25 protein-coding genes are annotated in these 23,666 nt (G+C 71.3%); 15 read left to right on the top strand and 10 right to left on the bottom strand.

Annotated elements, in window-relative coordinates:
* The first annotated feature begins 8 nt into the window (after positions 1–8).
* Both AB0J02_RS37980 and AB0J02_RS37975 read left to right on the top strand, forming a co-directional pair.
* Positions 9–731: a class I SAM-dependent methyltransferase gene (locus tag AB0J02_RS37980; protein WP_363198438.1), complete on the top strand. Its 723-nt coding sequence runs from the start codon at positions 9–11 to the stop codon at positions 729–731.
* Complete coding sequence (locus tag AB0J02_RS37975) at positions 728–2,311, top strand: FAD-dependent oxidoreductase (protein ID WP_363198437.1); 1,584 nt, start codon at positions 728–730, stop codon at positions 2,309–2,311. The genes AB0J02_RS37980 and AB0J02_RS37975 overlap by 4 nt, the downstream gene beginning before the upstream one ends.
* An 18-nt stretch (positions 2,312–2,329) precedes the next feature.
* Here the strand turns inward: AB0J02_RS37975 and AB0J02_RS37970 are convergent, their stop codons facing one another.
* The 3 genes from AB0J02_RS37970 to AB0J02_RS37960 all read right to left on the bottom strand — a co-directional run bounded on the left by AB0J02_RS37970 (position 2,330) and on the right by AB0J02_RS37960 (position 4,640).
* The gene (locus tag AB0J02_RS37970) at positions 2,330–3,262 is read right to left on the bottom strand and encodes a sensor histidine kinase (protein WP_363198436.1); all 933 of its coding nucleotides are present in this window, start codon (positions 3,260–3,262) and stop codon (positions 2,330–2,332) included.
* The gene (locus AB0J02_RS37965) at positions 3,259–3,546 is read right to left on the bottom strand and encodes an STAS domain-containing protein (protein ID WP_363198435.1); all 288 of its coding nucleotides are present in this window, start codon (positions 3,544–3,546) and stop codon (positions 3,259–3,261) included. Before AB0J02_RS37965 ends, AB0J02_RS37970 begins: the two co-directional genes overlap by 4 nt.
* A 173-nt stretch (positions 3,547–3,719) precedes the next feature.
* A complete protein-coding gene (locus tag AB0J02_RS37960) occupies positions 3,720–4,640 on the bottom strand; it encodes an SGNH/GDSL hydrolase family protein (protein WP_363198466.1) in 921 nt (306 codons plus the stop codon).
* Between the two features lie 49 nt (positions 4,641–4,689).
* On the opposite strand from AB0J02_RS37960, the gene AB0J02_RS37955 reads away from it, so the two are divergent.
* Positions 4,690–5,112, top strand: coding sequence for a GNAT family protein (locus tag AB0J02_RS37955; protein ID WP_363198465.1), 423 nt, complete (start codon positions 4,690–4,692; stop codon positions 5,110–5,112).
* Positions 5,113–5,264: 152 nt separating this feature from the next.
* Here the strand turns inward: AB0J02_RS37955 and AB0J02_RS37950 are convergent, their stop codons facing one another.
* Positions 5,265–7,316 carry a BTAD domain-containing putative transcriptional regulator gene (locus AB0J02_RS37950; protein WP_363198434.1) on the bottom strand — a complete coding sequence of 684 codons (2,052 nt, stop codon included), beginning with the start codon at positions 7,314–7,316 and terminating at the stop codon, positions 5,265–5,267.
* A gap of 152 nt (positions 7,317–7,468) precedes the next feature.
* Between AB0J02_RS37950 and AB0J02_RS37945 the strand changes: the two genes are divergently transcribed.
* The 6 genes from AB0J02_RS37945 (at position 7,469) to AB0J02_RS37920 (ending at position 13,394) form a co-directional block, all read left to right on the top strand.
* Positions 7,469–8,350 carry an alpha/beta hydrolase gene (locus AB0J02_RS37945; protein WP_363198433.1) on the top strand — a complete coding sequence of 294 codons (882 nt, stop codon included), beginning with the start codon at positions 7,469–7,471 and terminating at the stop codon, positions 8,348–8,350.
* A gap of 65 nt (positions 8,351–8,415) precedes the next feature.
* The gene (locus tag AB0J02_RS37940) at positions 8,416–9,387 is read left to right on the top strand and encodes an ABC transporter substrate-binding protein (protein ID WP_363198432.1); all 972 of its coding nucleotides are present in this window, start codon (positions 8,416–8,418) and stop codon (positions 9,385–9,387) included.
* Entirely contained in the window at positions 9,384–10,169 is a 786-nt protein-coding gene (locus tag AB0J02_RS37935) for an ABC transporter permease subunit (protein WP_363198431.1), read from the top strand. The genes AB0J02_RS37940 and AB0J02_RS37935 overlap by 4 nt, the downstream gene beginning before the upstream one ends.
* Positions 10,136–11,020, top strand: a complete 885-nt coding sequence (locus AB0J02_RS37930; protein WP_363198430.1) for an ABC transporter permease — start codon at positions 10,136–10,138, stop codon at positions 11,018–11,020. The genes AB0J02_RS37935 and AB0J02_RS37930 overlap by 34 nt, the downstream gene beginning before the upstream one ends.
* Complete coding sequence (gene mdlC / locus AB0J02_RS37925; protein ID WP_363198429.1) at positions 11,017–12,624, top strand: benzoylformate decarboxylase; 1,608 nt, start codon at positions 11,017–11,019, stop codon at positions 12,622–12,624. The genes AB0J02_RS37930 and mdlC overlap by 4 nt, the downstream gene beginning before the upstream one ends.
* A gap of 8 nt (positions 12,625–12,632) precedes the next feature.
* Positions 12,633–13,394 (top strand): ABC transporter ATP-binding protein, encoded by a 762-nt coding sequence (locus tag AB0J02_RS37920; protein WP_363198464.1) that lies wholly within the window; start codon positions 12,633–12,635, stop codon positions 13,392–13,394.
* A gap of 26 nt (positions 13,395–13,420) precedes the next feature.
* On the opposite strand, the gene AB0J02_RS37915 is transcribed toward AB0J02_RS37920, so the two are convergent.
* The 4 genes from AB0J02_RS37915 to AB0J02_RS37900 all read right to left on the bottom strand — a co-directional run bounded on the left by AB0J02_RS37915 (position 13,421) and on the right by AB0J02_RS37900 (position 16,765).
* Positions 13,421–14,458 carry an MASE1 domain-containing protein gene (locus AB0J02_RS37915; RefSeq protein ID WP_363198428.1) on the bottom strand — a complete coding sequence of 346 codons (1,038 nt, stop codon included), beginning with the start codon at positions 14,456–14,458 and terminating at the stop codon, positions 13,421–13,423.
* A 108-nt stretch (positions 14,459–14,566) separates the two neighbouring features.
* Positions 14,567–15,391, bottom strand: coding sequence for a PP2C family protein-serine/threonine phosphatase (locus AB0J02_RS37910; RefSeq protein ID WP_363198427.1), 825 nt, complete (start codon positions 15,389–15,391; stop codon positions 14,567–14,569).
* Positions 15,392–15,528: 137 nt separating this feature from the next.
* Positions 15,529–15,975, bottom strand: coding sequence for a GMC family oxidoreductase (locus AB0J02_RS37905; RefSeq protein ID WP_363198426.1), 447 nt, complete (start codon positions 15,973–15,975; stop codon positions 15,529–15,531).
* A 181-nt stretch (positions 15,976–16,156) separates the two neighbouring features.
* A complete protein-coding gene (locus AB0J02_RS37900; protein WP_363198425.1) occupies positions 16,157–16,765 on the bottom strand; it encodes a TetR/AcrR family transcriptional regulator in 609 nt (202 codons plus the stop codon).
* A 94-nt stretch (positions 16,766–16,859) separates the two neighbouring features.
* On the opposite strand from AB0J02_RS37900, the gene AB0J02_RS37895 reads away from it, so the two are divergent.
* Positions 16,860–17,606, top strand: coding sequence for an SDR family oxidoreductase (locus AB0J02_RS37895; protein WP_363198424.1), 747 nt, complete (start codon positions 16,860–16,862; stop codon positions 17,604–17,606).
* 30 nt (positions 17,607–17,636) lie between these two features.
* On the opposite strand, the gene AB0J02_RS37890 is transcribed toward AB0J02_RS37895, so the two are convergent.
* Positions 17,637–18,842, bottom strand: a complete 1,206-nt coding sequence (locus AB0J02_RS37890) for an MFS transporter (protein WP_363198423.1) — start codon at positions 18,840–18,842, stop codon at positions 17,637–17,639.
* 118 nt (positions 18,843–18,960) lie between these two features.
* Here AB0J02_RS37890 and AB0J02_RS37885 point away from each other — a divergent pair, with 118 nt between their 5' ends.
* The 5 genes from AB0J02_RS37885 (at position 18,961) to AB0J02_RS37865 (ending at position 22,013) form a co-directional block, all read left to right on the top strand.
* Positions 18,961–19,524 carry a TetR family transcriptional regulator gene (locus tag AB0J02_RS37885; protein ID WP_363198422.1) on the top strand — a complete coding sequence of 188 codons (564 nt, stop codon included), beginning with the start codon at positions 18,961–18,963 and terminating at the stop codon, positions 19,522–19,524.
* A 148-nt stretch (positions 19,525–19,672) separates the two neighbouring features.
* Positions 19,673–20,227, top strand: a complete 555-nt coding sequence (locus AB0J02_RS37880; RefSeq protein WP_363198421.1) for a DUF2243 domain-containing protein — start codon at positions 19,673–19,675, stop codon at positions 20,225–20,227.
* Positions 20,227–21,072: a cytochrome c oxidase assembly protein gene (locus AB0J02_RS37875; RefSeq protein WP_363198420.1), complete on the top strand. Its 846-nt coding sequence runs from the start codon at positions 20,227–20,229 to the stop codon at positions 21,070–21,072. The genes AB0J02_RS37880 and AB0J02_RS37875 overlap by 1 nt, the downstream gene beginning before the upstream one ends.
* Positions 21,073–21,191: 119 nt before the next feature.
* Positions 21,192–21,632, top strand: coding sequence for a DUF6325 family protein (locus AB0J02_RS37870; RefSeq protein ID WP_363198419.1), 441 nt, complete (start codon positions 21,192–21,194; stop codon positions 21,630–21,632).
* A 54-nt stretch (positions 21,633–21,686) separates the two neighbouring features.
* On the top strand, positions 21,687–22,013 hold the full coding sequence (locus AB0J02_RS37865) for an SHOCT domain-containing protein (protein WP_363198418.1): 327 nt from the start codon (positions 21,687–21,689) through the stop codon (positions 22,011–22,013).
* A gap of 23 nt (positions 22,014–22,036) precedes the next feature.
* Here AB0J02_RS37865 and AB0J02_RS37860 read toward each other — a convergent pair whose 3' ends face one another.
* The gene (locus tag AB0J02_RS37860; RefSeq protein WP_363198417.1) at positions 22,037–23,650 is read right to left on the bottom strand and encodes an MFS transporter; all 1,614 of its coding nucleotides are present in this window, start codon (positions 23,648–23,650) and stop codon (positions 22,037–22,039) included.
* Positions 23,651–23,666: the final 16 nt, after the last annotated feature.

Genomic DNA, 23,666 nt, shown 5'->3' with positions numbered 1-23,666 from the left:
GGAGAACCATGCCCACCCTGCGCGATGCCCCGCTCGCCCGGGCGTTCGACCACGCTGCGCGCAGCTACGACATACTCGTGCGGGCCAATCCCGGCTACCACGCCCACCTGCGGCGTTCGGTGCGCCGCCTCGGCTGCTCGGGCCAGGGGCGGGGTCTGCGTGTCCTGGATCTGGGATGCGGCACGGGGGCCTCGACCGCCGCGCTCCTGTCCGTCCTGCCCGCGGCGGAGATCACCGCCGTGGACGCTTCGGCCGGAATGCTGGAACAGGCCGCGGCCAAGCGTTGGCCCCCCGGCGTCACCTTCGTCCATACGCCCGCGGAACGACTGGCCGAAGCGGAGGTCAGCGGCCCCTTCGACGCCGTCTTCGCCGCCTACCTCTTCCGCAACACAGCCGACCCGGACCAGATCCTGTCCTCGGTGCGAGGCGTGCTGAAGCCGGGGGGCCGACTCGCGGTGCACGACTACACGCTCAGCGGCCGCCGCCGCCATCGCGCCCTGTGGTCGGCCGTCTGCGCGGGGCTGCTGCCCGTCACCACCGTTCTGGGGGACGGGGCCCTGTACCGGCACCTGTGGCGCAGCGTCATCGAGTTCGACACCGCCGATGTCTTCGCCGGCCGGCTGTCAGCCGCGGGATTCGCGCAGGTACGCATCCTGCCGTTGCCCGGCTGGCAGACCGGTGTCACGCACACGATCGTCGGCCGGACAGCGGACGAGAGGCCGCGCGGATGAAGCAGCAGCACCGTCTGCCGCCGGGCGCACTGGACCGTGCGGCGGTCCGTCTGCCCGCCGCCCCCGGGGCGTCCGAGGTCACCGGCCCACCTCCGTCGACGGTCGTCATCGGCGGGGGGATCGCCGGTCTCGCGGCCGCCGTCGCGCTGGCCGAACGCGGGGTGCGGGTCACCCTCTACGAACGCGAGGCCACACTCGGCGGGCGGCTGGCCGGCTGGACCACCCGGCTCGCCGATGGTTCGACCGCCACGATGAGCCGTGGCTTCCACGCCTTCTTCCGCCAGTACTACAACCTGCGCTCCCTGCTGCGCAGGACCGATCCGCGTCTGGAGAGGCTGACGCGGCTGCCCGACTACCCGTTGTGGCACGCCGACGGGGCGCGGGACAGCTTCCGGCGCGTCCCGCGGACCCCGCCGTGGAGCGCCGTGGGCTTCGCCCTGGCCAGCCCCACCTTCACCCTCGGGGACCTGCCGCGTATGAACGCGCGGGCCGCTCTTCCGCTCATGGATGTACGCGTCCCGGGGGTCTACGAGCAGTTGGACGGGGTCAGCGCGCACAGTTTGCTGGCTTCGATCCGTTTCCCCGAGGCCGCCCACCATCTGGCCTTCGAGGTGTTCTCGCGCAGTTTCTTCGCCGATCCTCGCCGGCTCTCGGCGGCGGAGATGGCGTTGATGTTCCACATCTACTTCCTGGGGTCGGCCGAGGGACTCCTGTTCGACGTGCCCAACGACCCCTTTCCGACCGCTCTGTGGGACCCGCTGAGTCACTACCTGGAGAGCCTGGGCGTCGAGATCCGGGTGTCCGAACCGGTCGACCGCATCACCTCGACCCCGGGCGGCGGCTTCCGCCTGGACGCGGGGAGTCACACGCACGAGTACGACGCGTGCGTTCTCGCCCTGGACACCGGTGGTCTGCGGCACCTGATCCGGAGCAGCCCCGGCCTGGCCGACGAAGGCTGGTACGCCCGCGTCGCACAACTGCGGACCGCGCCTGCTTTCCTTGTCTCCCGTCTGTGGCTCGACCGGCCGGTCGCCGCCGACCGGGCGGGTTTCCTCGGGACCAGCGGCTACGCCAACCTCGACAACGTCAGTGTGCTGGAGCGGTGGGAGCACGAGGCGCGGAACTGGTCGCGCCGCACGGGCGGGTCGGTCGTCGAACTGCACGCCTACGCACTCGCGGAGGACACCGATCGACCGGCCGAGCAGAAGCGCCTCGTCGACCAGTTGCACCTGCTGTATCCCGAGACACGAGAGGCGCGCATCATCGATTCCCGGCACGAATGGCGCGAGGACTGCCCGCTGTTCGCGGTGGCCGGATACGACTCCCGCCCCACCGTGCGCACGTCCAACCCCCACCTGATGATCGCCGGCGATCTGGTGCGTACCGGACTACCGGTGGCGTTGATGGAGCGGGCCGCGACCAGCGGCATGCTCGCGGCCAATGCGCTGCTCGCTCAATGGCGGCTCCGGGGCCACGAGTTGTGGACCGTGCCCCGTCGCGGACGGAATGCTCCCCTGCGGCGGCTCGCGCGCTGGGGCACGGCGCCCGAACCCGGGGGCGCACCGCACCCCGGTCCTTGAGTGCGTGCCGAGTCGGGGTCAGCGGCAGAAGTAGATGTGCGTGGTCGTCCCCAGGGCAGGGGCGCTGTGCACACGTACCAGGTCGGCCACCACGTTCACCAGCAGGAGCCCGCGCCCGCCACGCTGCTCCCGGGCCGGCAGACGGCGACCGGCGAGCGGGTCGTCGAGGAGTCCGGCGTCGTGGACCTCGCAGATGACATACGGGTCCTGGGACCAGATCCGCAGCGAGCCCTTCCCGCCCCCATGCACCACACTGTTCGTCGTCAGTTCGGCGACGGCCAGCTCGAAGTCGTCCAGGCGGGACTCGGGCAGGCCGAGGTCGGCCGCCCAGCGGGTCGCGTGCTGGCGGACGGCGGCCAGCGTCGCCGCCGTGTAGGCCATCGCCACCGCGCCGAGCGGTGCGCTCAGCGGCTGGTTGTAACGGGCGACCAGGGCTTCCGGAGCGTAGGCCGCGCTGTCGGCCTGGGTGCCGGAGCGGATGACCGTGGGGTGTGTGGCGTAGGCGTCGGCCAGGACCGTCTCCTCCAGCCCCGTCGCGTCGTAGGGGCACAGAATCGTCACTTCACGATCTTGGAACGCCAGGTTGATCAGTGCCTCGTGCTGCACGCAGGCGGGATACTCGGCCTCGGTGCGACCCGCCCAGATCGGCTCGCCGATGATGCGCGGCCGCCGCCGGGGATGGCTGTCGGCGAAGGCGCGCAGCACCCGGGGGATGATGCGCCCGGGGTTGCGACCGGCCCGCGTCATGTCGAGGAGGCGCACGTTCTGGGCCTGCTCGCCCAGTTCGGCGCGGATGAGCGCGAGGTTGGCGGCGGGCACCGCGACCGCCACGGGGTCACCCGCGGCCAGTCCCTCCTTGACGAACGGCACGGTGCCCGCCAGGTACTCCTGCTCGTCCCGGTAGAACAGCGCCGGATGGTCAAAGGGTCGGGTTGCGGACACGGTGCTCATGCGGCGGCCACCTCGATGGCGGACAGGTCGGGCCAGAACAGTTCCAGCAGACGGCTCAGACTGCGCGGCGGACGGTCGAGAACGAGGCGCCGGCCGCGCTCCAGGCTCTGGGCGGCGACCGCCAGCGCCTCGGCCCCGGCCATGTCGACGAAGGTCACCGCCGAAAGCTCCAAGTAGTACGAGTCCCCGTCCTGCCGGACCAGGCGCTCCAGAGCCCGCTCCCACACAGGGTACGTGGGCAGACAGACCTCCCCGGCGACTTCCAGTCCAGCGCGGCTCGTCATGGGGTGGAACCGTAATCCGGCCACCCGGGTGCTGCCTTCACCCGTCAGCGAATGCCCCGTACGCGGCTCGGTCACCTCGCTCCCCCACTTTTCTGCGATGCCATGGACTTTACCCCGAGGCCCGCACACCCCACCCGCCGCCTGATCGACTCGAGCCCGGCGCGCGAAAGGGCTCAGCGATGCCCGGAGCCACTGCTCAGCGTCTTCGCGAGCGCCTGCGCCATGGCTTCCTGTCCCTTGGCGTTGGGGTGTGCGGGAGCGGCCGGCGAGGCCGGGCTCAGCGGCTCGATCCAGCGATCGGCGGGCGCCTTGCACATGTCGTGTCCCACCGTCGGACCGTATGTGTCCACGTAGTCGGCCCGGTTCAGGAGCGCCACCGCGCGCAGCATGACGTTGAGGCGCTTGCCCGTGTCCCGCAAGTACGGGAAGTCCTTCGCGGCGAAGGGGACGATCGGATAGCAGCCGGTGCCGTCGTCGGGCAGGAGGTCGGGGTAGCCGACGACGACCACCCGGGCGTGGGGTGCCTTGGCGTGCACCGCGCGCAGCACCCGCGCGACCTTGGGTGCCGTCTGGAGGATCTTCAGCGTCAACTGGTCGTAGCCCGCGGCCCCGTAGTACTGCTGACAAGGGTTGCCGGACAGGTCCTTCGAACCGAGACCCGCACACGTGCTGATGATCGAGCCGAAGCCGACGTCGTTGCCGCCGATCTGCAAGGTGACCAGGTCGGTGTCGCGTTTCACCGCGTCCAGTTGGGGTCCGTTGGTCCCCTGCGCCTGCCACATCTCGGTGGTCGTCGCGCCTCCGCAGCTGACGTCCGTGAACGACGCGACCCGACGCGCTCTCGCGGTGATCGACGGGTAATTGTGGTCGGACCGGGCGCAGTTCGCGTCGACCTGGAGAGGGATCGCGGGTCCGGAGGTGTAGGAGTCGCCCAGTGCCACATAGGTGGACCGGGGCGTTCCATGCCGCTCCCCCGCCGCGGCGGAGGCTGTCCCGGTGACGCCGATGGTGAGCGCGCAACTGCCCAGCACAGCAACCACCTTGGCGGTACGTCTCCTCGATACGGCCTCGCCCGGACGCGTCCGACGCATCATCATGCCCCTCCCCTGAAGCCCTGACAGTCCACGGAACAACCTCGCCTGTATACCGGCCGGTAGAGCGTTTGGACCAGCACTCGGACGAACTCGGCCGGCACTCCGGCAAACCAGGACCCGCGCCTCGCACCACGCCGATCCGCATGCGGGCTGGTTCGAGTACGGCATCACGGTGGGTGCTGGGCATCGGGGCAAGGGTGACGCCGCGGAAGCTGTGGTGATGCTGCTGCGCTTCATGATCGCCGAGCGGCGCTGTCACACATGCCAGACGCGGATCTTCGCGGAGAACGAAACATCGCTCGCCTTTCATCGTCGGCTCGGCTTCGTCGAGGAGGGACGCCTCCGCGATCACGTCTTCTTTGCCGGTCGGTACCACGACCTCGTCGTGACGGGCATGCTCGCCGACGAGTTCGCGGAGCAGCACCCGGTAAGCGGGTACCGGTCTTGCGTGCCGGACACTCTCTCGGTGTGATCAGGGTTCGAGGCGTGGTGCCCTGGAGCGGGCGGCGCCGGTGTCGTCGATGCGGTGCTCGCCCGCGCCCACCGTGACGGGCGGGCAGCGCGGCAGTTCGACGCGGCCTGGGCAGCCCACCGGGAGGGTGACCCGTATGCAGGCTGCAAGCCTTAGGACAGATCGTGCGCGTCGAGGGCCCTCTCTGCGGCCCGAAGGTGGTCCGCGACCGGGCCGAACGAAACGAGGCCGCTGCCTGCGCCTGCCAACTCCGCGCTGGCGGCGGTGAGTTCGTCGCGGGCGCGGCGCAGGACCGGCTCGTGCCCGACGGCCGCCGCGGCTCGGGCGAGTACGCACCAGAGCGCCTCCTGGAGGAGGTCGTGCGGCGGGCGGGGGGCGACGGTGAGTGCGCGCCGGGCCTGCGCCGTGGCGCCGGACGCGGCCAGGAGAAGGGGGTCGAGCCACGGCCGGTAGGGACCGGGGTCGAGGCTCGCGAAGTCGTCGGGGTCGGGCAGGGCGTCGCCGCGCATGACCGGGACCAGCGCGACGAGGACGGCCGCTCCCCCGGCGAGACCGGGCATACCCCAGTTCGCCGTCGTGTCGAGAAGCTTCGCGTACCGGGGGCGGGCCGCCGCCCAGCCGTCCGTCTCGCTCGTGCGCAGGGCTCGGTACCAGGACGTGAACACTCCCGCGAGCGGCCGCTCGTTGCGATGCGCGAGCCGGTCGATCTCCTCGGCCTCGGTGTCCGCCGCCGCGAGGTCGCCGAGCCCGGCACGGGCCTGGAGGCGGATCAGGCGCCCGAGGACTTCGTGACCGGGCAGCTGGTGGTCGGCGGCCGTCCGGGCCAGTTCACCGCCGAGCTCGTCACGGCGTGCGGCCGCCCCGCACGTGGCGAACGACTGCATGAAAGCACCGTTGAGGGCGAACGTGAGCAGCGCGGGATCCGCGAGACCCCGGGCGAGACGCACGGCCTCCTCGGCGGCGCGTCCGGCACGCAGCCGCCAGGGTTCGGCGGCCGGTGCGTCCGCCGCCCGGGGAAGAGGCGCGTCGGCGGCGGCGTCGCCACGTGACTCGACCGCGACGACCGACAGCAGCCGGGCGCGCAACGCCGGCGGTCCACCGGGGCCGAGGCGTGCGGCGGCACGGGCGGCCGCCCGGGACAGCTCACCGGCTTCCGCGGGGTCGTCAGCTCGGGTCCATACCGCCGGCACGTCATAGGAGCCGATGATCCTGGCCGCCAGCTCGTGGTCACCTGTCGTCTCGGCCGCAGCGACCAGCTCCCGCCGGTGCTCACGCGCCGCCTCCAGACCGTCGGCGCCGATCACCGCGAGGTCCCGCAGCAGGCCGGCGGTGGCGTACAGCCGGGCCGTGGAGCGGGCGGGCACCGAGCGCTCCCACGCGGCCGACGCCCGGTCCCAGACACCGTCCGCCACTCCGGTGGGCTCGGTGGTGGGGCCGGCCGTGCCGTTGAGGATGCGCGCTTCGATACGGGCCAGCGCGGGCCCGGGGCCGGGCCCGGCGGGCCCGCCGGTGAGGGCGGTGCGGGCCTGACGCAGGCTCTCCAGGGCTTCACCACGCCGCCCGGACCTGTCCAGCGCGGTCGCCAGCAGAGCCCAGCCGTCCTCCCGCTCCGGGTGCGCGGCGACGTGGGCCCGCAGGTCGGCGACGGCGTCGCGGGCGGCGCCGGTCGCCAGCAGGGCATCGGCGCGCCGCTCGACCGCGTCGAGCCGCAGCGCCTCCAGTCGGGCCTGTTCGGGGGCGGCCCACGCGGCACCGGGAAAATCCGCCAGGACCGGTCCCCGCCACCGGGCGAGTGCCTCGTCCCACAGGCCGACCGCCGTGTGCGGTGGTGCTCCGGCGGCCCGCGAGGCGGTGTCCTCGAACTGCCAGGCGTCCACCGCCTCGCGTCCGGCGCGCAGGAGATAGCCGGGGCCCTCGGTCACCAGCAGACGGGACGGCTGCCGGGGAGGACGTCCTGGTTCCAGGGCGCGGCGCAGCGCCGCCACGAAGGTGCGGACCGCGCCGACGGCGCCGGGCGGGGGTTGGCCGCCCCAGAGATCCGTGACGAGCCGGCCGACCGGCACCACCCGGTTCCGGGCGATCAGCAGCCGTCCGAGCACCTCTCGGTGGCGGGGCGCGCCGAGCGGGAGCGGTGTTCCGTCGATGTCTGTTCCGTGGACGTCCCAGGCCGCCACCGGTCCCAGTAGTCCGAACTCCACGCCCACGGCACGGTCCCTTCGCGGGCGGCCCGTTCTCGGAGGTGCCGCGTGCTCACTGATCGATCGCTGATCCGGGGCCCGCACTCTGGCTGATGTTCCCGGACGGCCGGACCGCCGGATCCGGAACATCCACTCTGCCACGAACCTCAGGAGTCCCCGTGACACACCCGAGCATTCCCGGATTCACCGAGCACCGCGTACGGGTCGCCGACGACGTGACGCTGAACGCCGCCGTCGGCGGCACCGGCAGCCCGGTCGTGCTGCTGCACGGCTTTCCCCAGACGCACCTGATGTGGCGGCACGTCGCCGCCGACCTCGCCGCCGACCACACGGTCATCTGCCCCGACCTGCGTGGCTACGGCGCCAGCGACAAGCCGGCCGAAACCGGCCCGGAGAGCTACTCCAAGCGGACCATGGCCCGGGACATCGTCCGTCTCGCCGCCGAGCTGGGGCATGACCGCTTCACCCTGGCCGGGCACGACCGCGGTGCCCTGGTCGCCTTCCGCGCCGCCATGGACCACCCCGACACGGTCTCCGGGGCGCTGTTCCTGGACATCCTGCCGACCCTCGACATGTGGGACGCCCTCGGCGGGGTCTCCGGCGCGGTCGGCTTCCACCTCTATCTGATGGCCCAGCCCCCGGGTCTGCCGGAAGAGATGATCCAGGCGTCCGCCGACACCTTCTTCGCCTACTTCCTGGACGCGTGGACCAACGCCCCGGACGCGATACCCGCCGACATCCGCCGCCACTACCTCGACGCCTCGGCGGCGGCCGTGCCCTCCATCGTCGCCGACTACCGCGCCTCCGCAGGCGTGGACGTGGACCACGACGCCGCCGACCGCGCGGCAGGCAGTCGGCTGGCCATGCCGGTCACCGTCCTCCAGCAGGACTGGGGCGCCTCGCTCGGTTACCACGCCCAGGGCCTGTGGCACGCCTGGGTCACGGACCTGCGGCATCAGACGGTCTCCTGCGGCCACTTCATGGCCGAGGAGGACCCGAAGCTGATAGCGGAGGAGATCCGGGCCCTCGCCCGGCGCTGAACCACGCACGTCAATGCGGCATCAACAGTGGCGATCACTGTCATGTCCCTGATAGGCAAGACGTCATGACGTCGCGTCAAGTGAGGACGGGCACGGCAAGGGCGGGGGCCACCGCGGCAGCCCTCGCACTGCTGATCGCGGGCTGCGGGAACGGCGACCCTGGCGGATCCGGTGACGGGAAGGGGGGCCGGGTATCCGTGGCCGCCCTGCCGTTGGCGGACTCCGCGGCGCTGTACATCGCCCAGGACCGCGGGCTGTTCAAGAAGGAAGGGATCGATGTCCGCATCCAGCCCGTCCAGCAGAGCATCCAGGCGCTGCCCGCTCTGTCCAAGGGCCAGGTCGACGTGATCTCGGGCGCGAACTACGTGACCTTTCTGCAGGCGTACGAGAAGGGCACCCTCGACGCGCGCATTCTCGCGGAGGGCGTGCGGGTGACGCCGCACATGATGGACGTGCTGGTGCCGAAGGACTCCCCCATCAAGAACGCCGCCGACCTCAAGGGCAAGAAGGTCGCGGTCAACATCCTCAACAACATCCAGACACTGACGCTGAACGCGATTCTCGAGAAGCAGGGTGCCGGCCGGCCCTCCTACCGGCAGATCGCGTTCCCGCAGATGGCGCCTGCCCTGGAGAAGGGCCAGGTCGACGCGGTGCACGTGGTGGAGCCTTTCGACAGCGCGATCCAGGACGACTTGAAGGCCCGGGTCCTCGTCGACGGCGGTTCGGCACCCGTCGAGTCGCTGCCGATCAGCGGCTATCTCACCACCGCGCAGTACGCGAAGAAGCACCCGGACACCGCCGCCGCGTTCCGACGCGCGATCGCGGCCGCGTCGAAGATCGCGGCCAGGGACCCCTCGGCCGTTCGCGAGCAACTGCCGAAGTACACCAAGGTCTCCGCGGCTCAGGCCGATTCGATGGCGCTGCCCTCCTACCCGGCCACCACGGACCCCGGCGAACTGCGTCGCCTCACCGAACTCATGCATGAGCAGGGGCTCTTGAACAAGGCCGTCGATCCGTCGACCTTGCTCGTCAAGTGACCGGCCGCAGCCGTCGGGACGTCGGACTCGGCCTTCTCGGCGCGCTGTTGGCGTTCGGCGCGTGCGAGGCGGTGTCGCGGGCGGGCATCGTGCAGCGCACGTATCTGCCACCCGCTTCCACTGTTCTGGCACGCGCTGTCGGGCTGGCGGGCGACCCGGCGTTCCTCGACGGGCTCGGTGCCACGTTGCGTGCCTGGGCGCTGGGGCTCGCCCTCGCGTGCGTGATCGCGGTACCGGTCGGCCTGTTGCTCGGGAGCCTGCCCGTCGTGGACACCGCGGTGCGGGCGATCGTCGAGTTCCTGCGGCCGTTGCCGTCCGTGGCGCTGATCCCCTTGGTGTCGCTGCTGCTCGGCTCCGGCGCCGAGACCGAGGTCACGTTGATCACCTATGCCTCGGTGTGGCCGATCCTCTTCAACACGATGTACGGCCTCGGCGAGAGCGAGCCGCTGGCCAAGGACACGCTGCGCGCCTTCGGTTTCGGTCGGGCGGCGGTGCTGTTGCGCGTCGAACTCGCCGGCGCGGCACCGTTCATCGCCGCCGGAATCCGTATCTCGGCGGCCGTGGCGCTCATTCTCGCCGTGGCGACGGAGCTGTTGTCCGGGTTCGGCGAGGGTCTCGGGATCTTCATCGCACAGGCTCAGTCGGCCACGGACGGCACGCGGGACGTACTCGCCGGCGTGGTGTGGGCAGGAGCCCTCGGCCTCGTCGTCAACAGCGCGCTGGTGTGGGGGGAACGGCGATTGTTCCCATGGACCCCGGAGCGGCGGGCGGCGCGGTCGTGACGGACGTACTGGCACCCGGACAGGCGCGGCCCGCGCTCGGGGCACTGCTGCGCTGGCCGGTCCTGGCCGTCGCGGCCGGCGCCTGGGAGGTGGCGGCCCGAACCCACGGCAGCGTCTTCTTCCCGCCACCGTCGCGCATCGTCCGGCACATGTACGACCTGTGGTTCTCGGGGCCGGCAAGCCATCTGTTCCTCACCGACGCCGCGTTCGACACCATCGGCCCGAGCCTCGGCCGGATGCTGGCCGGCTTCATGCTCGCCGCCGTCGCCGGGATCGCCCTGGGCGTGGCGATCGGCCGCTCCCGCCGCGCGTACGCCCTGTGCGATCCGGTGCTGCAGTTCGCGCGCGCGGTCCCGCCGCCCGCCCTGGTCCCGGTCCTCGTCGTGGTCCTCGACTTCGGTGCGCCGATGCAGATCGCGTCCATCCTGTTCAGCGCCGTGTGGCCGGTGCTGGTCAACACAGCGGAGGGCGCCCGCAACACCGATCCGCTGCGTCAGGAGGTCGCGGCCGTCCTGCGGCTCACCCCGGCCGAACGACTCCGGTACGTGATCCTGCCGTCCGCGCTGCCCCGGATCTTCGCCGGGCTGAGGCTCAGCCTCTCGCTCGCGCTGATCCTCATGGTCTTCTCGGAGCTGCTGCCAGGTACCGAGAACGGGATCGGTTTCACGCTCACCGACGCCCAGTCACGTTCGGACCTGCTGACCGTGTGGGCGGCGCTGGTACTGCTCGGCGCCCTCGGCTATCTGCTCAACTCCGCCCTGCTGGCGATCGAGAGGCGACTGCTCGGCACGAGGAGAACCGAGGAGAAGGGTATGAGGACGGACGTGTGGAGGGGCATGTGGAAGGCATGAAGAGAACGGTCCTGGACGCGGCCGTCCAGCTGATGCGCGATACCGGGATGACCACCGTGTTCGGGAACCCCGGCTCCACGGAACTGCGCATGTTCCGTGACTGGCCGGACGACTTCACGTATGTCCTCGGGCTGCAGGAGTCCTCGGCGGTGGCCATGGCCGCGGGGCACGCACTGGGCACGGGGCGCGCCGCGTTCGTGAGTCTGCACTCGGCGGGCGGTGTCGGTCACTCGCTCGGCGCCGTCTTCAACGCGTACCGCGACCGGGTGCCGTTGGTGATCGTCGCCGGTCAGCAGGCGCGCTCCCTGATCCAGCTGCGCCCGTTCCTCGGCGCCGACGAACCCGACCGGTTCCCGCGCCCGTACGTGAAGTTCGCCCGTCAGCCGGAGCGCGCCGCCGACGTGCCTGCCGTCCTCGCCGAGGCGCACCGCGTCGCGATGACACATCCGCGCGGGCCCGTGTTCGTGTCCGTGCCGGAGGACGACTGGGACCAGGAGGCCGAGCCGGTCGAACCCCGCGCGGTGCTGGGCGGGTTCACCGCGGCCCCGGAGGCGCTCGCCGCGCTCGCGGCCCGCCTCGACGGCTGTGCGCGGCCCGCGCTGGTGATCGGGCAGGGCGTGGACGACGAAGCCGCGCTGCCCGAGGCCGTGGCGCTGGCCGAGCGGATCCGTGCGGGAGTCTGGATCAGTCCGCTCTCCGGCCGCTCGGGCTTCCCCGAGTCGCACCCGCTCTTCCAGGGCTTCCTGCCGCCCGTCGCGGGCCGGTTGGCCGCACGACTGGAACCGTACGACGTGGTCGTCGCGCTCGGGACGCCCCTGTTCACGTACCACGTGGCGGACGACAGCCCTCCGCTGGCGCCGGGCACCGAACTCTTCCACCTGGACTGCGACCCGGCCCAGGCGGCGTGGCTTCCCACGGGCACCAGCCTGATCACCACGCTGCGCCCCGCCCTCACCCAACTCGCCGCGCTGGTGAGCCGGTCGGACCGCGAACCACCGGCGCCGCGCGAACGGCCCGCGCCGGTGAGCCCGGACGGAGACCTCACGCCCGAGCTGGTCCTGGACGAGCTGCATCGCCGGCTCCCCCGCGACCGGGTACTCGTCGAGGAGGCACCCAGCCACCGGGACGCCCTCCACGCGCGCGTGCCGGTCGATCTGTCCGGCGGATTCCTCACCGCGGGCAGCGGTGCGCTCGGCTGGGGCCTGCCGCTGGCCGTCGGCCGCGCGCTCGCCGACCGGCGGCGGTTGGTGTGCGTACTGGGTGACGGTTCGGCGCTGTACTCGGTGCAGGCACTGTGGACGGCGGCCCGGCACCGGGCGCCCGTCACGTTCGTGATCCTCGACAACGGCGGCTACGGCGCCGTGCGCGCGCTCGGCCGCCGGATCGGCATCACGCCCGTGCCCGGCACCGACATCGGCGGCGTCGACTTCGCCGGACTCGCCACGTCGTTCGGCTGCTCCGCGCACTACGCGGACCGCCCCGACGACCTCGCCGACGCCCTGGACCGCACCGTGACGACGCCCGGCGACGACGACGGCCCGCTCCTCCTCCACCTGCGCGTCACCGGCACCGACGGCGTGCTCTACGAACCCTGGGCCAGGTGAGCGCGCCCATGCTCCGGCTCGACTCCGTGAGCCAGTCGTACGGCGAGCGCCGCGTCCTGCACGACGTGTCCCTGACCGTGCCGAACGGCCAACTCCTGTGCGTCGTCGGCCCGTCGGGCTGCGGAAAGTCGACGCTTCTGCGCACGATCGCCGGGCTGCTGCCCGTACACGAGGGCACGGTCACGATCGACGGCACCCCGGTCGCCGGCGTACCCGACCGGCTCGCCGTCGTGTTCCAGGACTACGGCCGCTCGCTCCTGCCGTGGCTCACCGTCCGCGACAATGTGGCGCTGCCACTGCTGCGCCGCCAGGGCCTTCGCCGGGCCGAGCGACGGGCAGAGGGCGAACGCATCCTGGAGCGCGTGGGCCTCGAGGGGTCGGCCCGCCGTTACCCCTGGCAGCTCTCCGGCGGCATGCAGCAGCGGGTCGCCATCGCCCGCGCCCTGGTCGTCCGCCCCTCGCTCCTGCTCATGGACGAGCCCTTCGGTTCCCTGGATGCCCAGACCCGCGAGGACCTGGAGGACCTGCTCCTGGAAGTGCACCGCGCCGACGGCACCACCATCGTGTTCGTCACGCACGACATAGACGAGAGCGTGTACGTAGGAGATCGCGTGGTCGTCCTCTCCGCTGGCCCGGACTCCCGCATCGCCCGCGATCTGCCGGTCCCCCTCCCGGCGAAACGCGACCAGATCGCGACGCGTGGCCTTCCGGAGTTCGTGACACTGCGGGCCGAGGTGGGGCGGGCGGTGCGGACCCCGGGCCGGGCCTGAGCCGTGTGACGCTTCCCGACGGCTCCTCACCTGTGCGGGCGGGAGCCGGGCGCCGGTCGGGGCCTGTCGTCGGCGATCGCGTCGACCGCGTGGCTGGCGGATGCGTCGGGCGGGGCCTCGCCGGCCGCGAGGTGTTCCAGGACCTCCGCGAGCTCGTTGCAGGCGTTCTGCACCGATCGTCGCGTTGCCCGCTGTTCGGCGACCATCGCGGACAACAACAGGGCGGTCAGCGCCGTGGCACCGTTGAACGCCTGGAGCTTGACCATGACCTCGACGGCGGACAGATGCTCGAACGCGCCTCGCTGTGTGTTCGCCGCGAACGTGGTGAGCACGGACGCGACCAGGGCGCAGACCATGCTCCCGGCCAGCTGGAAACGCAAGGCCGCCCAGATCAGCAGGGGAAACACGAGAAAGAGCAGACTCATCCGGCTGAGGGCGGCCATCGGCAGCAGAATCACGACGGCGAGAGCCAGACACACCATCTCCGTCCAACCGGCTCGTCGGAGGCGTCCCGCGGCTCCCACCAGCACGAGCAGGACCGGAGTGACCAGCAGGACGCCCATCGCGTCGCCGACCCACCAGGCCAGCCACACCGACCAGAACTCGCCCGTCTGCAGTCCGCCCGTCAGTACCTGCAGCCCCACTCCTGCCGTGGAGCTGACCAGCATGGCGCCGAGCCCACCGAAGACCAGGGCGAGCCCGTCCCGCAGCCGCGAGATGTCGAGCCGGAAACCGACACGGCGCAGGAGCCACATGGCGCACAGCGGGCCGATGGTGTTGCCCGCGACGGTGAGCAGGGTGCCGATCTGGGGAGTGGTGAGGGAGGCGATGACGAGGAGCGACCCCAGGGCGATTCCGGGCCACACCCGCACGCCGTACACCAGCAGGGCGGCGACAGCGACGCCGGTGGGCGGCCAGATGGGTGTGACCACCACTCCCTCGACGACGACCCGGCCCAGCAGGCCGAGGCGCCCGGCCACGTAATAGCAGGCGGCCACGGCCAATGCCTTGAGGACCGGCTCCAGGGGCAGCCGGACCGGCCGAGTCACCAACACAGCAGCCATCACACACCGGCTGCGGCCACTCGGCCATGCGAGCGCCCCTGTCCGTGTTTCTGCGTGACTGCCCGAAGCCGCACGCCCCGGTGCCGTCTCGGTCGTGGAGCGGACGCCTCACATGGTGCCACCGTCGTGACCGACGACCAGGACGGCGGCGTCGTCTTCATGCCCCACCGTGTCCGCCAGCTTCATCACACCGTTGGCGAGGGCGTTGATGCCGAGCCCCGCGGCGGCGGTGACCTCGGCGAGCCGCCTGACCTGCTCCAGGCCGTCGTCGAGGCTCAGCGACGGCCCCTCCACCACCCCGTCGGTCAGCAGCACGAAGACTCCGCCGGCGGTGAGCCGATGGCATGTGACGGGGTACTCGGCGCCCGGAAGCACCCCGAGCGGGGGCCCGCCGTCCCCGCTGTCGACGCCGGAGCGCCCGTGGGCGGTCGCCCAGATATGGGGAATGTGGCCGGCCCGCGCACACTCCAGGATTCCGCTGGCCGGGTCGAGCCGGAGGAAGGTGCAGGTCGCGAAGAGGTCCGCCGAGAGGGAGATCAGGAGATCGTTGGTCCGGCTGAGGAGTTCTCCCGGGTCCCCCGTGACGGAGGCCAGCGCTCGCAGCCCCACCCGGACCTGCCCCATGAAGGCAGCGGCCTTGATGTTGTGCCCCTGTACGTCACCGATGGACAGGCCGATGCGGCCGTCGGGCATGGCGAAGGCGTCGTACCAGTCTCCTCCGACGTTGAGCCCGTGGTTGGCCGGCGAGTACCGCACGGCCAGCCGGACACCCGGTGGGCTGGGAAGGTCCTGGGGCAGCATCCCGCGCTGCAGGGCCACGGCCAGCTCGACCCGGGAGCGCTGCATCTCCGCCAGTTCCCGTGCCCGGGCGGTCAGCGCCCCGAGCCTGGCGAGCAGCACCTCGCCCTCGTCGACCGCCCCGATGCGGAACATCGATCACTCCGGGTTCCGCGAGAGCCCCTCGCATAGGTTCTTCTGGTCCGTATCACGCACACCATTGGCATGACCCGCCGCCATCCACTCTGCCCGGAGAAGGCCGCGACCGCACCCTTCGGCCGGTCCCCCGGGGCTCACCGCTCGGCTCGCTCCATCAGATGTGCCGCGCGTTCGGCGATGGCGAGGACGGTCGCGTTGGTCGGGGCGGACACGAGGGACGGCATGACGGACGCGTCGGCGATCCGCAGGCCCGCCGTGGACCGCACCCGCAGCTCGCGATCGGCCACGGCCGACTCGTCGGTGCCGATCCGGCAGGTACTGACGGGGTGGAAATAGGTGCTCGCGGTCCTGCGCAGGTACGCCCGGCACGCCTCCTCGCCCCGGACGTCGGTCCCGGGGAAGAGCTCGGCCGTTCCGAAGGGCGCGAGGGCCTCGGTCCCGCCGAGTTCCCGGGCGAGCCGCAGGCCCGGGACGAGCCGGTCGAGGTCACGGTCGTCGGTCAGATGGGCGGGATCCAGCAGGGGCGGTCCGGCCGGGTCGCCGTTGCGGAGCCGGAGGGTGCCCCTGCTCGCCGGATCCATGAGGGAGAAGAGGATGGAGGAGCCGCCGGGATCGGCCCCTGTCCAGCGTTGCGGGCCGCGAGGTTCGGTGCGTCGAAAGCGGAGCGAGAGGCCGACAGCGCGACACCGCCCGGCCCAACGCACAGAGCGCGCCCACCCTTGCGACGCCGGCACTGACCAGCGCCGGCACCGCTTCGTGATGTCATGCGGGCGGCCAGCTCCGAAGGGCCGCGTCGGCCACTTGCTGAAGTTCGTCGCGACCGGCGCCGCCGGCTGCCTGGACGGCGATGCCGTTCGACACGGCCATGACGTAACGGGCGAGGAGTCCGGTGTTGGCATCCGACGGCAGATCGCCTTCGTCGACGGCACGCTGGAAACGGTCACGCAGGTGCGCGCAGGCTTCGTCGCGCCAGGCGGCCAACGTGTCGCGAGCCGGCCGCCCGGAGTCGCCGGCGGCCAGGGAACCTTGCACAGCCAGGCATCCGGCGGGGCAGTCCGGGCGGGTGGTCGTGCGGACCGAGCCGGCGAGGAACGCCGTGGCCACCTGTCTGGCGGTCGGCTCCTCCAGCGCCCGGGCCACGTAGGCGGCGGGGCCTTCGGCGTACCTGTGCAGAACCTTGCGAAACAGTTCCTCTTTGTTCCCGAAGGCCGCGTACATGCTGGTGCGGGTGATGCCCATGGCGCCGGTCAGGTCGGCGAGGCTGGCGCCTTCGTACCCCTGCTCCCAGAAGACCAGCATGGCCCGCTCCAGGGCCTCGTCGGCGTCGAAGCCTCTCGGGCGGCCGACCGGAGTCTTCCCAGTGGATTCCATGTCTGCAGATCATACCTGTTCAGTACCGATCGGTCTTGAAGTGGTACGGTCTCTTTCAGTACCGATCGGTACCGAAACTGAGGGAGCTCAGAACATGGGAATGCTCGAGGGCAAGACCGCCGTCGTCACCGGCGCCGCCACCGGGATCGGACGGGCCACCGCAGCCCTTCTGGCGGCCGAGGGCGCGCATGTCTTCCTGACCGGCCGGCGCAAGGCCGAGCTGGACGCGGCCGCCGCATCCATCGGGTCGTCGGCCACCGCGGTTCCGGGTGACATCGCGGAGCCGGCCGACCTGGACCGGCTGTACGACGCGGTCCGCGCCCGCGGCCGTGGCCTGGACGTGCTGTTCGCCAACGCCGGCTCAGCCGCGTTCGCGCCACTGGAGCAGGCCACCGAGGAGCAGTACGAACAGACCTTCGGCACCAACGTCCGGGGCACTTGGCTCACCGTGCAGAAGGCGCTGCCGCTGTTCAACGAAGGCGCGTCGGTGATATTGAACGCTTCCATCCGCGCCGGCGACGGCTGGGAGAACTACGGCCTGTACTCGGCGTCGAAAGCCGCGATCCGGTCTCTCGCGCGTACCTGGGCCAACGAGTTGAAGGGCCGGGGCATCCGGGTCAACACGGTCTCGCCGGGCGCGATCGACACCCCGGGAATCGACCAGGCCGTCGGCGAGGAGCACGCGGCCGCCGCCAGGACGGAACTCGCCGCGGGGGTGCCGATCGGCCGGATGGGACGCCCGGAGGAGGTGGCCGCCGCGGTGGCCTTCCTCGCCTCCGCGAACAGCAGCTTCATCCTTGGTGCGAATCTGGACATCGACGGCGGCGAGAACCAGTTCTGACTTCGGCCCGACCGGCACCCTCTTCCTGAATCACGCGTCCACTTTCGCGGGTGTGCGGGTACGGGTCCGGGTGTCGACAGCAGGGGCCAGGACAACGGCCGAGGCGACGAAGACCAGCACCAGGAGCATCGCCGAGCGCAGCCCGTAGTGGTCGCCGAGGAAGCCGAGGGCCGGTGGCCCGACCAGGAAAGCGACGTAGCCGATGATGGCGACCAGCGAGACGCGCGCGGTCTGGTCGGGCCCCGAGTCACCCGCCGCCGACAGGGCCACAGGGAAGCCGAGCGAGGCCCCGAGCCCCCAGAACATGACGGCTGTCGCCGCCACGACGGCGTTGTCGGAGAAGATCACCAGCAGCAGTCCGACGGCACCGGATACGGCGCTCGCGCGCACGACAACGGCCCGCCCGAACCGGTCGAGGAAGAACGTGCCACTGAAGCGCCCCAGCGTCATCGCGGCGGCGAAGCCGACATAGACGAGCGAGCCGACAGCCGCGTCGAGGCCGTGGCCGTCGACCATGAGCAGCGGCAGCCAGTCGTTGGCGGCCCCCTCGGCCAGAGCCATGGCCAGCACGATGGCGCCGATCAGCAGCAGCTTCCGGTCCTTCCAGACCTGCGGTTTGGATCCTCGTGCCGAGTCCGGCGTCGCCTGACGAACTGTGCTGATGCCTACGCCTGCCGGAACGGCGCGCAGCGCGTGGATCAGAATCCCTGTAGCGATCAGCGCGGCGATCGCCAGGTGCCAGTGGGCGGGGAACGCGACGGCCGTGGCCGCCATCCCGGCGAGGCCGCCGATCACGGTGCCGAGGCTGAAGCAGCCGTGCAGCGTGGGGAGAACCGCCGTGCCGGCGAGGCGCTCCACGTCGGCGCCGTCGACGTTGACGGCCACCTCGCCCGCCCCCATGCCCGCGCCGAACAGGCACAGTCCGGCGGTGACCAGGGGCGCCGACGGAACGGCGCTGCCCAGGCCGATGACCATCGTGCCCGCGATGATCAGAACGGTGCCGAGTGCGATGACGGGTCTGGTGCCGAAGCGCGACACACAGCGGCCGGAACACAGGATGCCGGTCATGGATCCGACGGACAGGCCGAACAGAATCAGTCCCATCTGCCCGGTGGACACGTCCAGTTGGTCCCGCACGTCCGGCGTGCGCGTGACCCACGAGGACATGGTGATGCCGTTGAGGAAGAAGAGGAGGTACAAGGACTGGCGACGTCGGCGCACGGCACGGTCTGGCACGAGGAGGCTCCGCTGGAGTTCGTAAGAATGGGCAGGCTGGCGACGGTCTCGCACGCCTCGAGAATGTACAAATGTACATACTCAAGGCTGCGAGGAGAAGAGAAGGCGGACAACAGCGATGACCGGCACCACCCGCGGCCCCAACGACCCCCGGCGGCGCGAGCGCATCCTCGATGCGGCGCTCGACGTCATCGCCGAACACGGCGCCATGAAAGTGACCTTCCGCAAGATCGCCGCGGCGGCGGGCGTGCCGCTCGGCTCGCTCACCTACTACTTCGACGACATGCGGCACCTGCTCACCGAGGCGTTCACCCGCCTCGCCGAGTCCGTCTCCACGCCCTACGGAGCCCTGCTGGCGTCGGCACACACCCCGGAAGAAGCGCAGGACGCCGTCGTCGAGATCATCTGCGGCAAGGTCTGGGGCACCGACCGCAACCTGCTCCTCAGCTACGAGCTCTACGCCTTCGCCGCCCGCCATCCCGAACTCCGTACGGTCATGCGCTCCTGGATGCAGGCCAGCAGGCAGTCGCTCGCCGCCCACTTCGACCCGCTGACCGCGCGCGCCCTGGACGCACTGGTCGAGGGCTTCTCCATCCACAACTCCGTCGACCCCCAGCCCACGGATCGTGCGGACGTGGCGGCCATCGTCAAAGCCGTCATCGATCGCCGCGCCGCACGCTGACGGCGGGGGACCGACGCGCCTGGCCGGATACATCCGCCGTTCCTGCGATCACGCGTCCGAACGGGCACTGTGCCGTGAGAGGTGACCGAGGCGGGGGAACACGTGCCTGTCACGGGCGGTTCGGGCGCGGCTACGGGAAGGACGGGCGATGGCCACCAGCACAGGTGAGGTACGCACGGACACTGTGACCAGGAGTCTTCAGCTACCGGGAATCGTGCTGGGGGTGGGGATGGGCGGCTTTTTCGACGGCATCCTGCTGCACCAGCTCCTCAAGTGGCATCACATGCTGACCAGTACGAACACCGACCGCATCGGGGTGAAGTACTACGCGCCGAACACCGTCTCCGGCCTGGAGATGAACACCGTGTGGGACGGCATCTTCCACACCGTCTGCTGGATCGCGGTGCTGCTGGGCCTGGGCATCCTCTACGCGCGGGTGACACACAACCGGCGGCGGGTGTGGACCTCGCGCGTGCTCTGGGGCTGGATGCTGGTCGGCTGGGGCCTGTTCAACATCGTCGAGGGACTTCTGGACCACCAGATCCTCGGAATTCATCACGTACACGGAGGCCCGCACGAGATCTGGTGGGACATGGGCTTTCTGCTGCTGGGCGTCATCCTGCTGACCGGCGGCTACCTCCTGCAGCGCAGCGGCGCGCCCTTCGACCCCGACGCGCCCGAGCGGGACGGGCGGCCGGCCTGATGGACCGCGACCTGCACCACGTGCACAGCGGGGGAACGGAGACCGGTGGGCTGGAGGTGGTGCTTCCCGCCCTGGCTGTCACCGTGCTCGCGGGCGGCTACCTCGTGCTGGCGCGCCGGGCGCGGACGCGCAATCCGTCGGCGGGATGGGGGCTCTGGCGGACGGTGAGCTTCCTCGGCGGGTGCACTGTGCTGGGCGCCGCCCTGCTGCCGCCCGTCGCCCCGTTCGCCCACGGCGACTTTCGTGGGCACATGGTGCAGCACATGCTCATCGGAATGTACGCGCCACTCGCTCTCATGCTGGGTGCTCCTGTCACGCTGCTGCTGCGGACGCTGCCCGCGGCGCGCGCCCGGCGCCTGAGCGCTCTGCTGCACAGCCGACCGGTACGCGCGCTCGCCCATCCGGTCACTGCGCTGGTGCTGACCACCGCACCGCTCGCGCTGCTCTACTTCACACCGCTGTTCAACGCGACGATGGGCCGGCCGGTCCTGCACTGGCTCATGCACGCGCATTTCCTGCTGTCGGGGTGCCTGTTCGCCTGGGTCGTCGCCGGTCCGGACCCCGCCCCCGCCCGCCCGTCGGTGCCGGCACGGCTGGTGGTCCTGGGCGTCGCCGTCGCCGCGCACGCCACGATCTCCCAGCTGATGTACGGCGGATTCCTCATCGACGTGCGCGCGCCGGTCTCCGAGGTCCAGGGAGCCGCGCAACTCATGTACTACGGCGGTGACATGGCCGAGCTGCTGCTGGCCGCGGCGCTCGTAGCGACCTGGCGCCCGGCGCGGAACCGACAGCGTGCCGCCGCCCGGGCCGCCGCCTCGTCCACGCCGGGCACGGCGGCGGCTTGACCCCTTTGGCGGGAAGCCACTTGCGGCCCCGAAGACCGGGCCGTGCGGCCCTGGGCACCGTCCCGGGTTCGTCCTACGCTCATACGTGTCCGGCTCTTCTTCGCGAGGAAGGTGGACCCGTGCCCCATGGCCTCAACGCCGACACCGTCGGCCCGGTGGACGTCGCCGTCGTCGCCTTCCAAGGCAGCCTCGTCAACGGCAACATCGTGCCGGCCCTGCAGGAACTCCAGCAGAACGGGACCGTGCACATCCTCGACCTGACTTTCATCAGAAAGGACGTTGACGGCTCTACCGTCGTCGTCGAACTCTCGGACACAGAAGTGGCCGAGGCGTTCCATCATGTCGCCGACGTCCAGTTCGACCTCCTCAGCGACACGGATTTGCGGGCCGTCTCCGATGATCTGGCCCCTGGGTCGTCGGCCATGATCGTGGTCTGGGAGAACACGTGGGCGGCCCGGCTGAGCGCCGCGCTGCGCGACTCCAAGGGCGAGATCATGATGCTGGAACGCATCCCCAGGAAGGCCGTGCTCGCGGCGATCGCGGCACTCGACACCACCTGACTTCCGACCTGTCCACACGACGAACCTGTCCACACGACGAAGGAGCGGCGTCTCATGCCGCAACGACTCGGACGACCCGGTCTGCTCGGCACCATCGCACGCACGGCGGTGATCTCGGGAACCGCTTCCGCGGTCTCCAACCGCGTGAACCGCGGCATGGCCGAGCGGGACATGGACCGCCAGATGAGCGCGCAGGCCCAGCAGCAGGCGCTGGTGGACCAGGCGGCCGCGCAGGCGGCGGCTCAGGCACCGGCGGCCGCTCCCCCGCCGGCCGCCGCGGACCGCGTCACCCAGCTCTCCGCGCTCGCGGACCTCAAGTCCCAAGGCATACTCACGGACGAGGAGTTCGCGGCGGAGAAGGCGCGGATCCTCAACTCCTGACCTGCGCCGGCGTCCAGTGGACGTCAGCCCCCGCCGCCCTGTGCGACGACGGCCTCCCGCTCCTGCGGAGCTTCGTTCTTCGTGTCGCCGCGCAGGGCGAGGAGTACGAGCAGCGCCGCGAACAGGACGGCGCAGCCGCACACCGCGAAGCCGATCGAGTAGCCGTGCCCGAGTGCGTCGAGGGCGAACGAACGGGCCGCCCCCGGTGGGGAGTTCGTGGGTACGGAGTTGAGGGCGAGCGGGCCGCCCTCCGCGAGCACCTCGTGCGCCGCGGTCTTGGCGTCGGCGGGCAGGGACGAGCCGGGAAGCGCGCCGGTGACGCGGGAGGCGGCCTGGCTGAGGGCGACGGCGCCGATGACGGCGGGGCCCAGTGTGAAGCCGAAGTCGCGCAGCAGGTTCGTGGAGGCGCTGGCCATGCCCGCGAGGTGGACGGGGACGGTGTTCACGGCCGTCGCCGTGATGGAGGAGACGGTGAACGCGAAGCCGATGCCGACCAGGCCGAGCGGCAGGATCAGCGAGGTCAGGGCGCGGTCGTCGACGTCGAGCGTGGCGGCGGTGAAGTCACCCGCGGCGATGAGCGCGAGCCCCGCGGTGAGCAGCGTGCGCGCCGGGACACGGGCGAGCAGCCGGGAGGTGAGCGGGGTCAGGAAGGGCGTGATGCCGTTCAGGAGCAGGAACGCGAAGGCCGTGCGCATCGGGCTCTGGTGCTGGATCGGGCCGAGCCTGATGCTCGCCCCGTACGCGGTGCCCAGGAAGCTGAACATGCCGACGACGGCGACGACGGAAGCGACGGCGAACGAGCGGTTGCGGAACAGGTCGAGCCGCAGCAGCGGCGACCGCGCCCGGTGCTCCGCCACCACGAACAGGCAGACGAAGACGGCCGCGACGACGAACGCGACCACCACAGGGGCCGACCCCCATCCGTCGGTCGGTCCCTGGATGACGGCGTAGAGCAGCGCGAAGAGGCCGACGCCGATGGTGACCTGACCGCCGATGTCGAGCGAACGGCCTTCGGGGGACGAGGAGTTGGTGGCGAACAACAGGCTGACCAGCGCGCTCAGCGCGGCCACGATCGCCACGACCACGAAGGACCAGCGCCACGAGCCGTAGGTCCCCGTGATCCCGCCGAGCAGCGGCGCGAGGAAGCCGCCCGCCGAGAGACTGGAGGCCCACAGAGCGATGGCACGGGCGCGCTGGGCGTGCCCGGTGGTTCCCGCTGCGATCATCGCGAGCGACGTCGGGAAGAGCGCGGCGGCGCCGAGTCCGGCGAGCGCCTGCCCGGCCCACAGTTGATGGATGCCGCTGCTCGCCGCGGCGACCACCTCGCCCGCGCCGAGCAGCACCGCGCCGCCGACGAGCAGCCGCTTGCGTCCGAAGAGGTCGCCGAGCACGCCGAACGACAGCTCCAGGACGGTGACCGGGAGGAGGAACGCGTCGGATATCCAGGTGAGTTGGGAGCCGACCGGGTGCAGATGTTCCTGGAACAGCCCGTTGAGCGTGGCCGGGATGGCGATGCCGATCTGGGCGAGGCAGACGGCGAGACAGCCCGCGATGAGCGTGCCGATCGCCAGCCGCGGAGCCGGGCGCCGCGACGCTTCCGGTGTACCCGGCGTACCCGGGGTGTCCGATGTGTCCATGGGGGAGATTCCCTAC

Origin of the sequence: Streptomyces sp. NPDC050264, assembly GCF_040655895.1 — a bacterium.
GTDB lineage: Bacteria > Actinomycetota > Actinomycetes > Streptomycetales > Streptomycetaceae > Streptomyces.
Note: the sequence above shows the minus strand (reverse complement) of the source record. Positions and strands in the feature narration are given on the sequence as shown.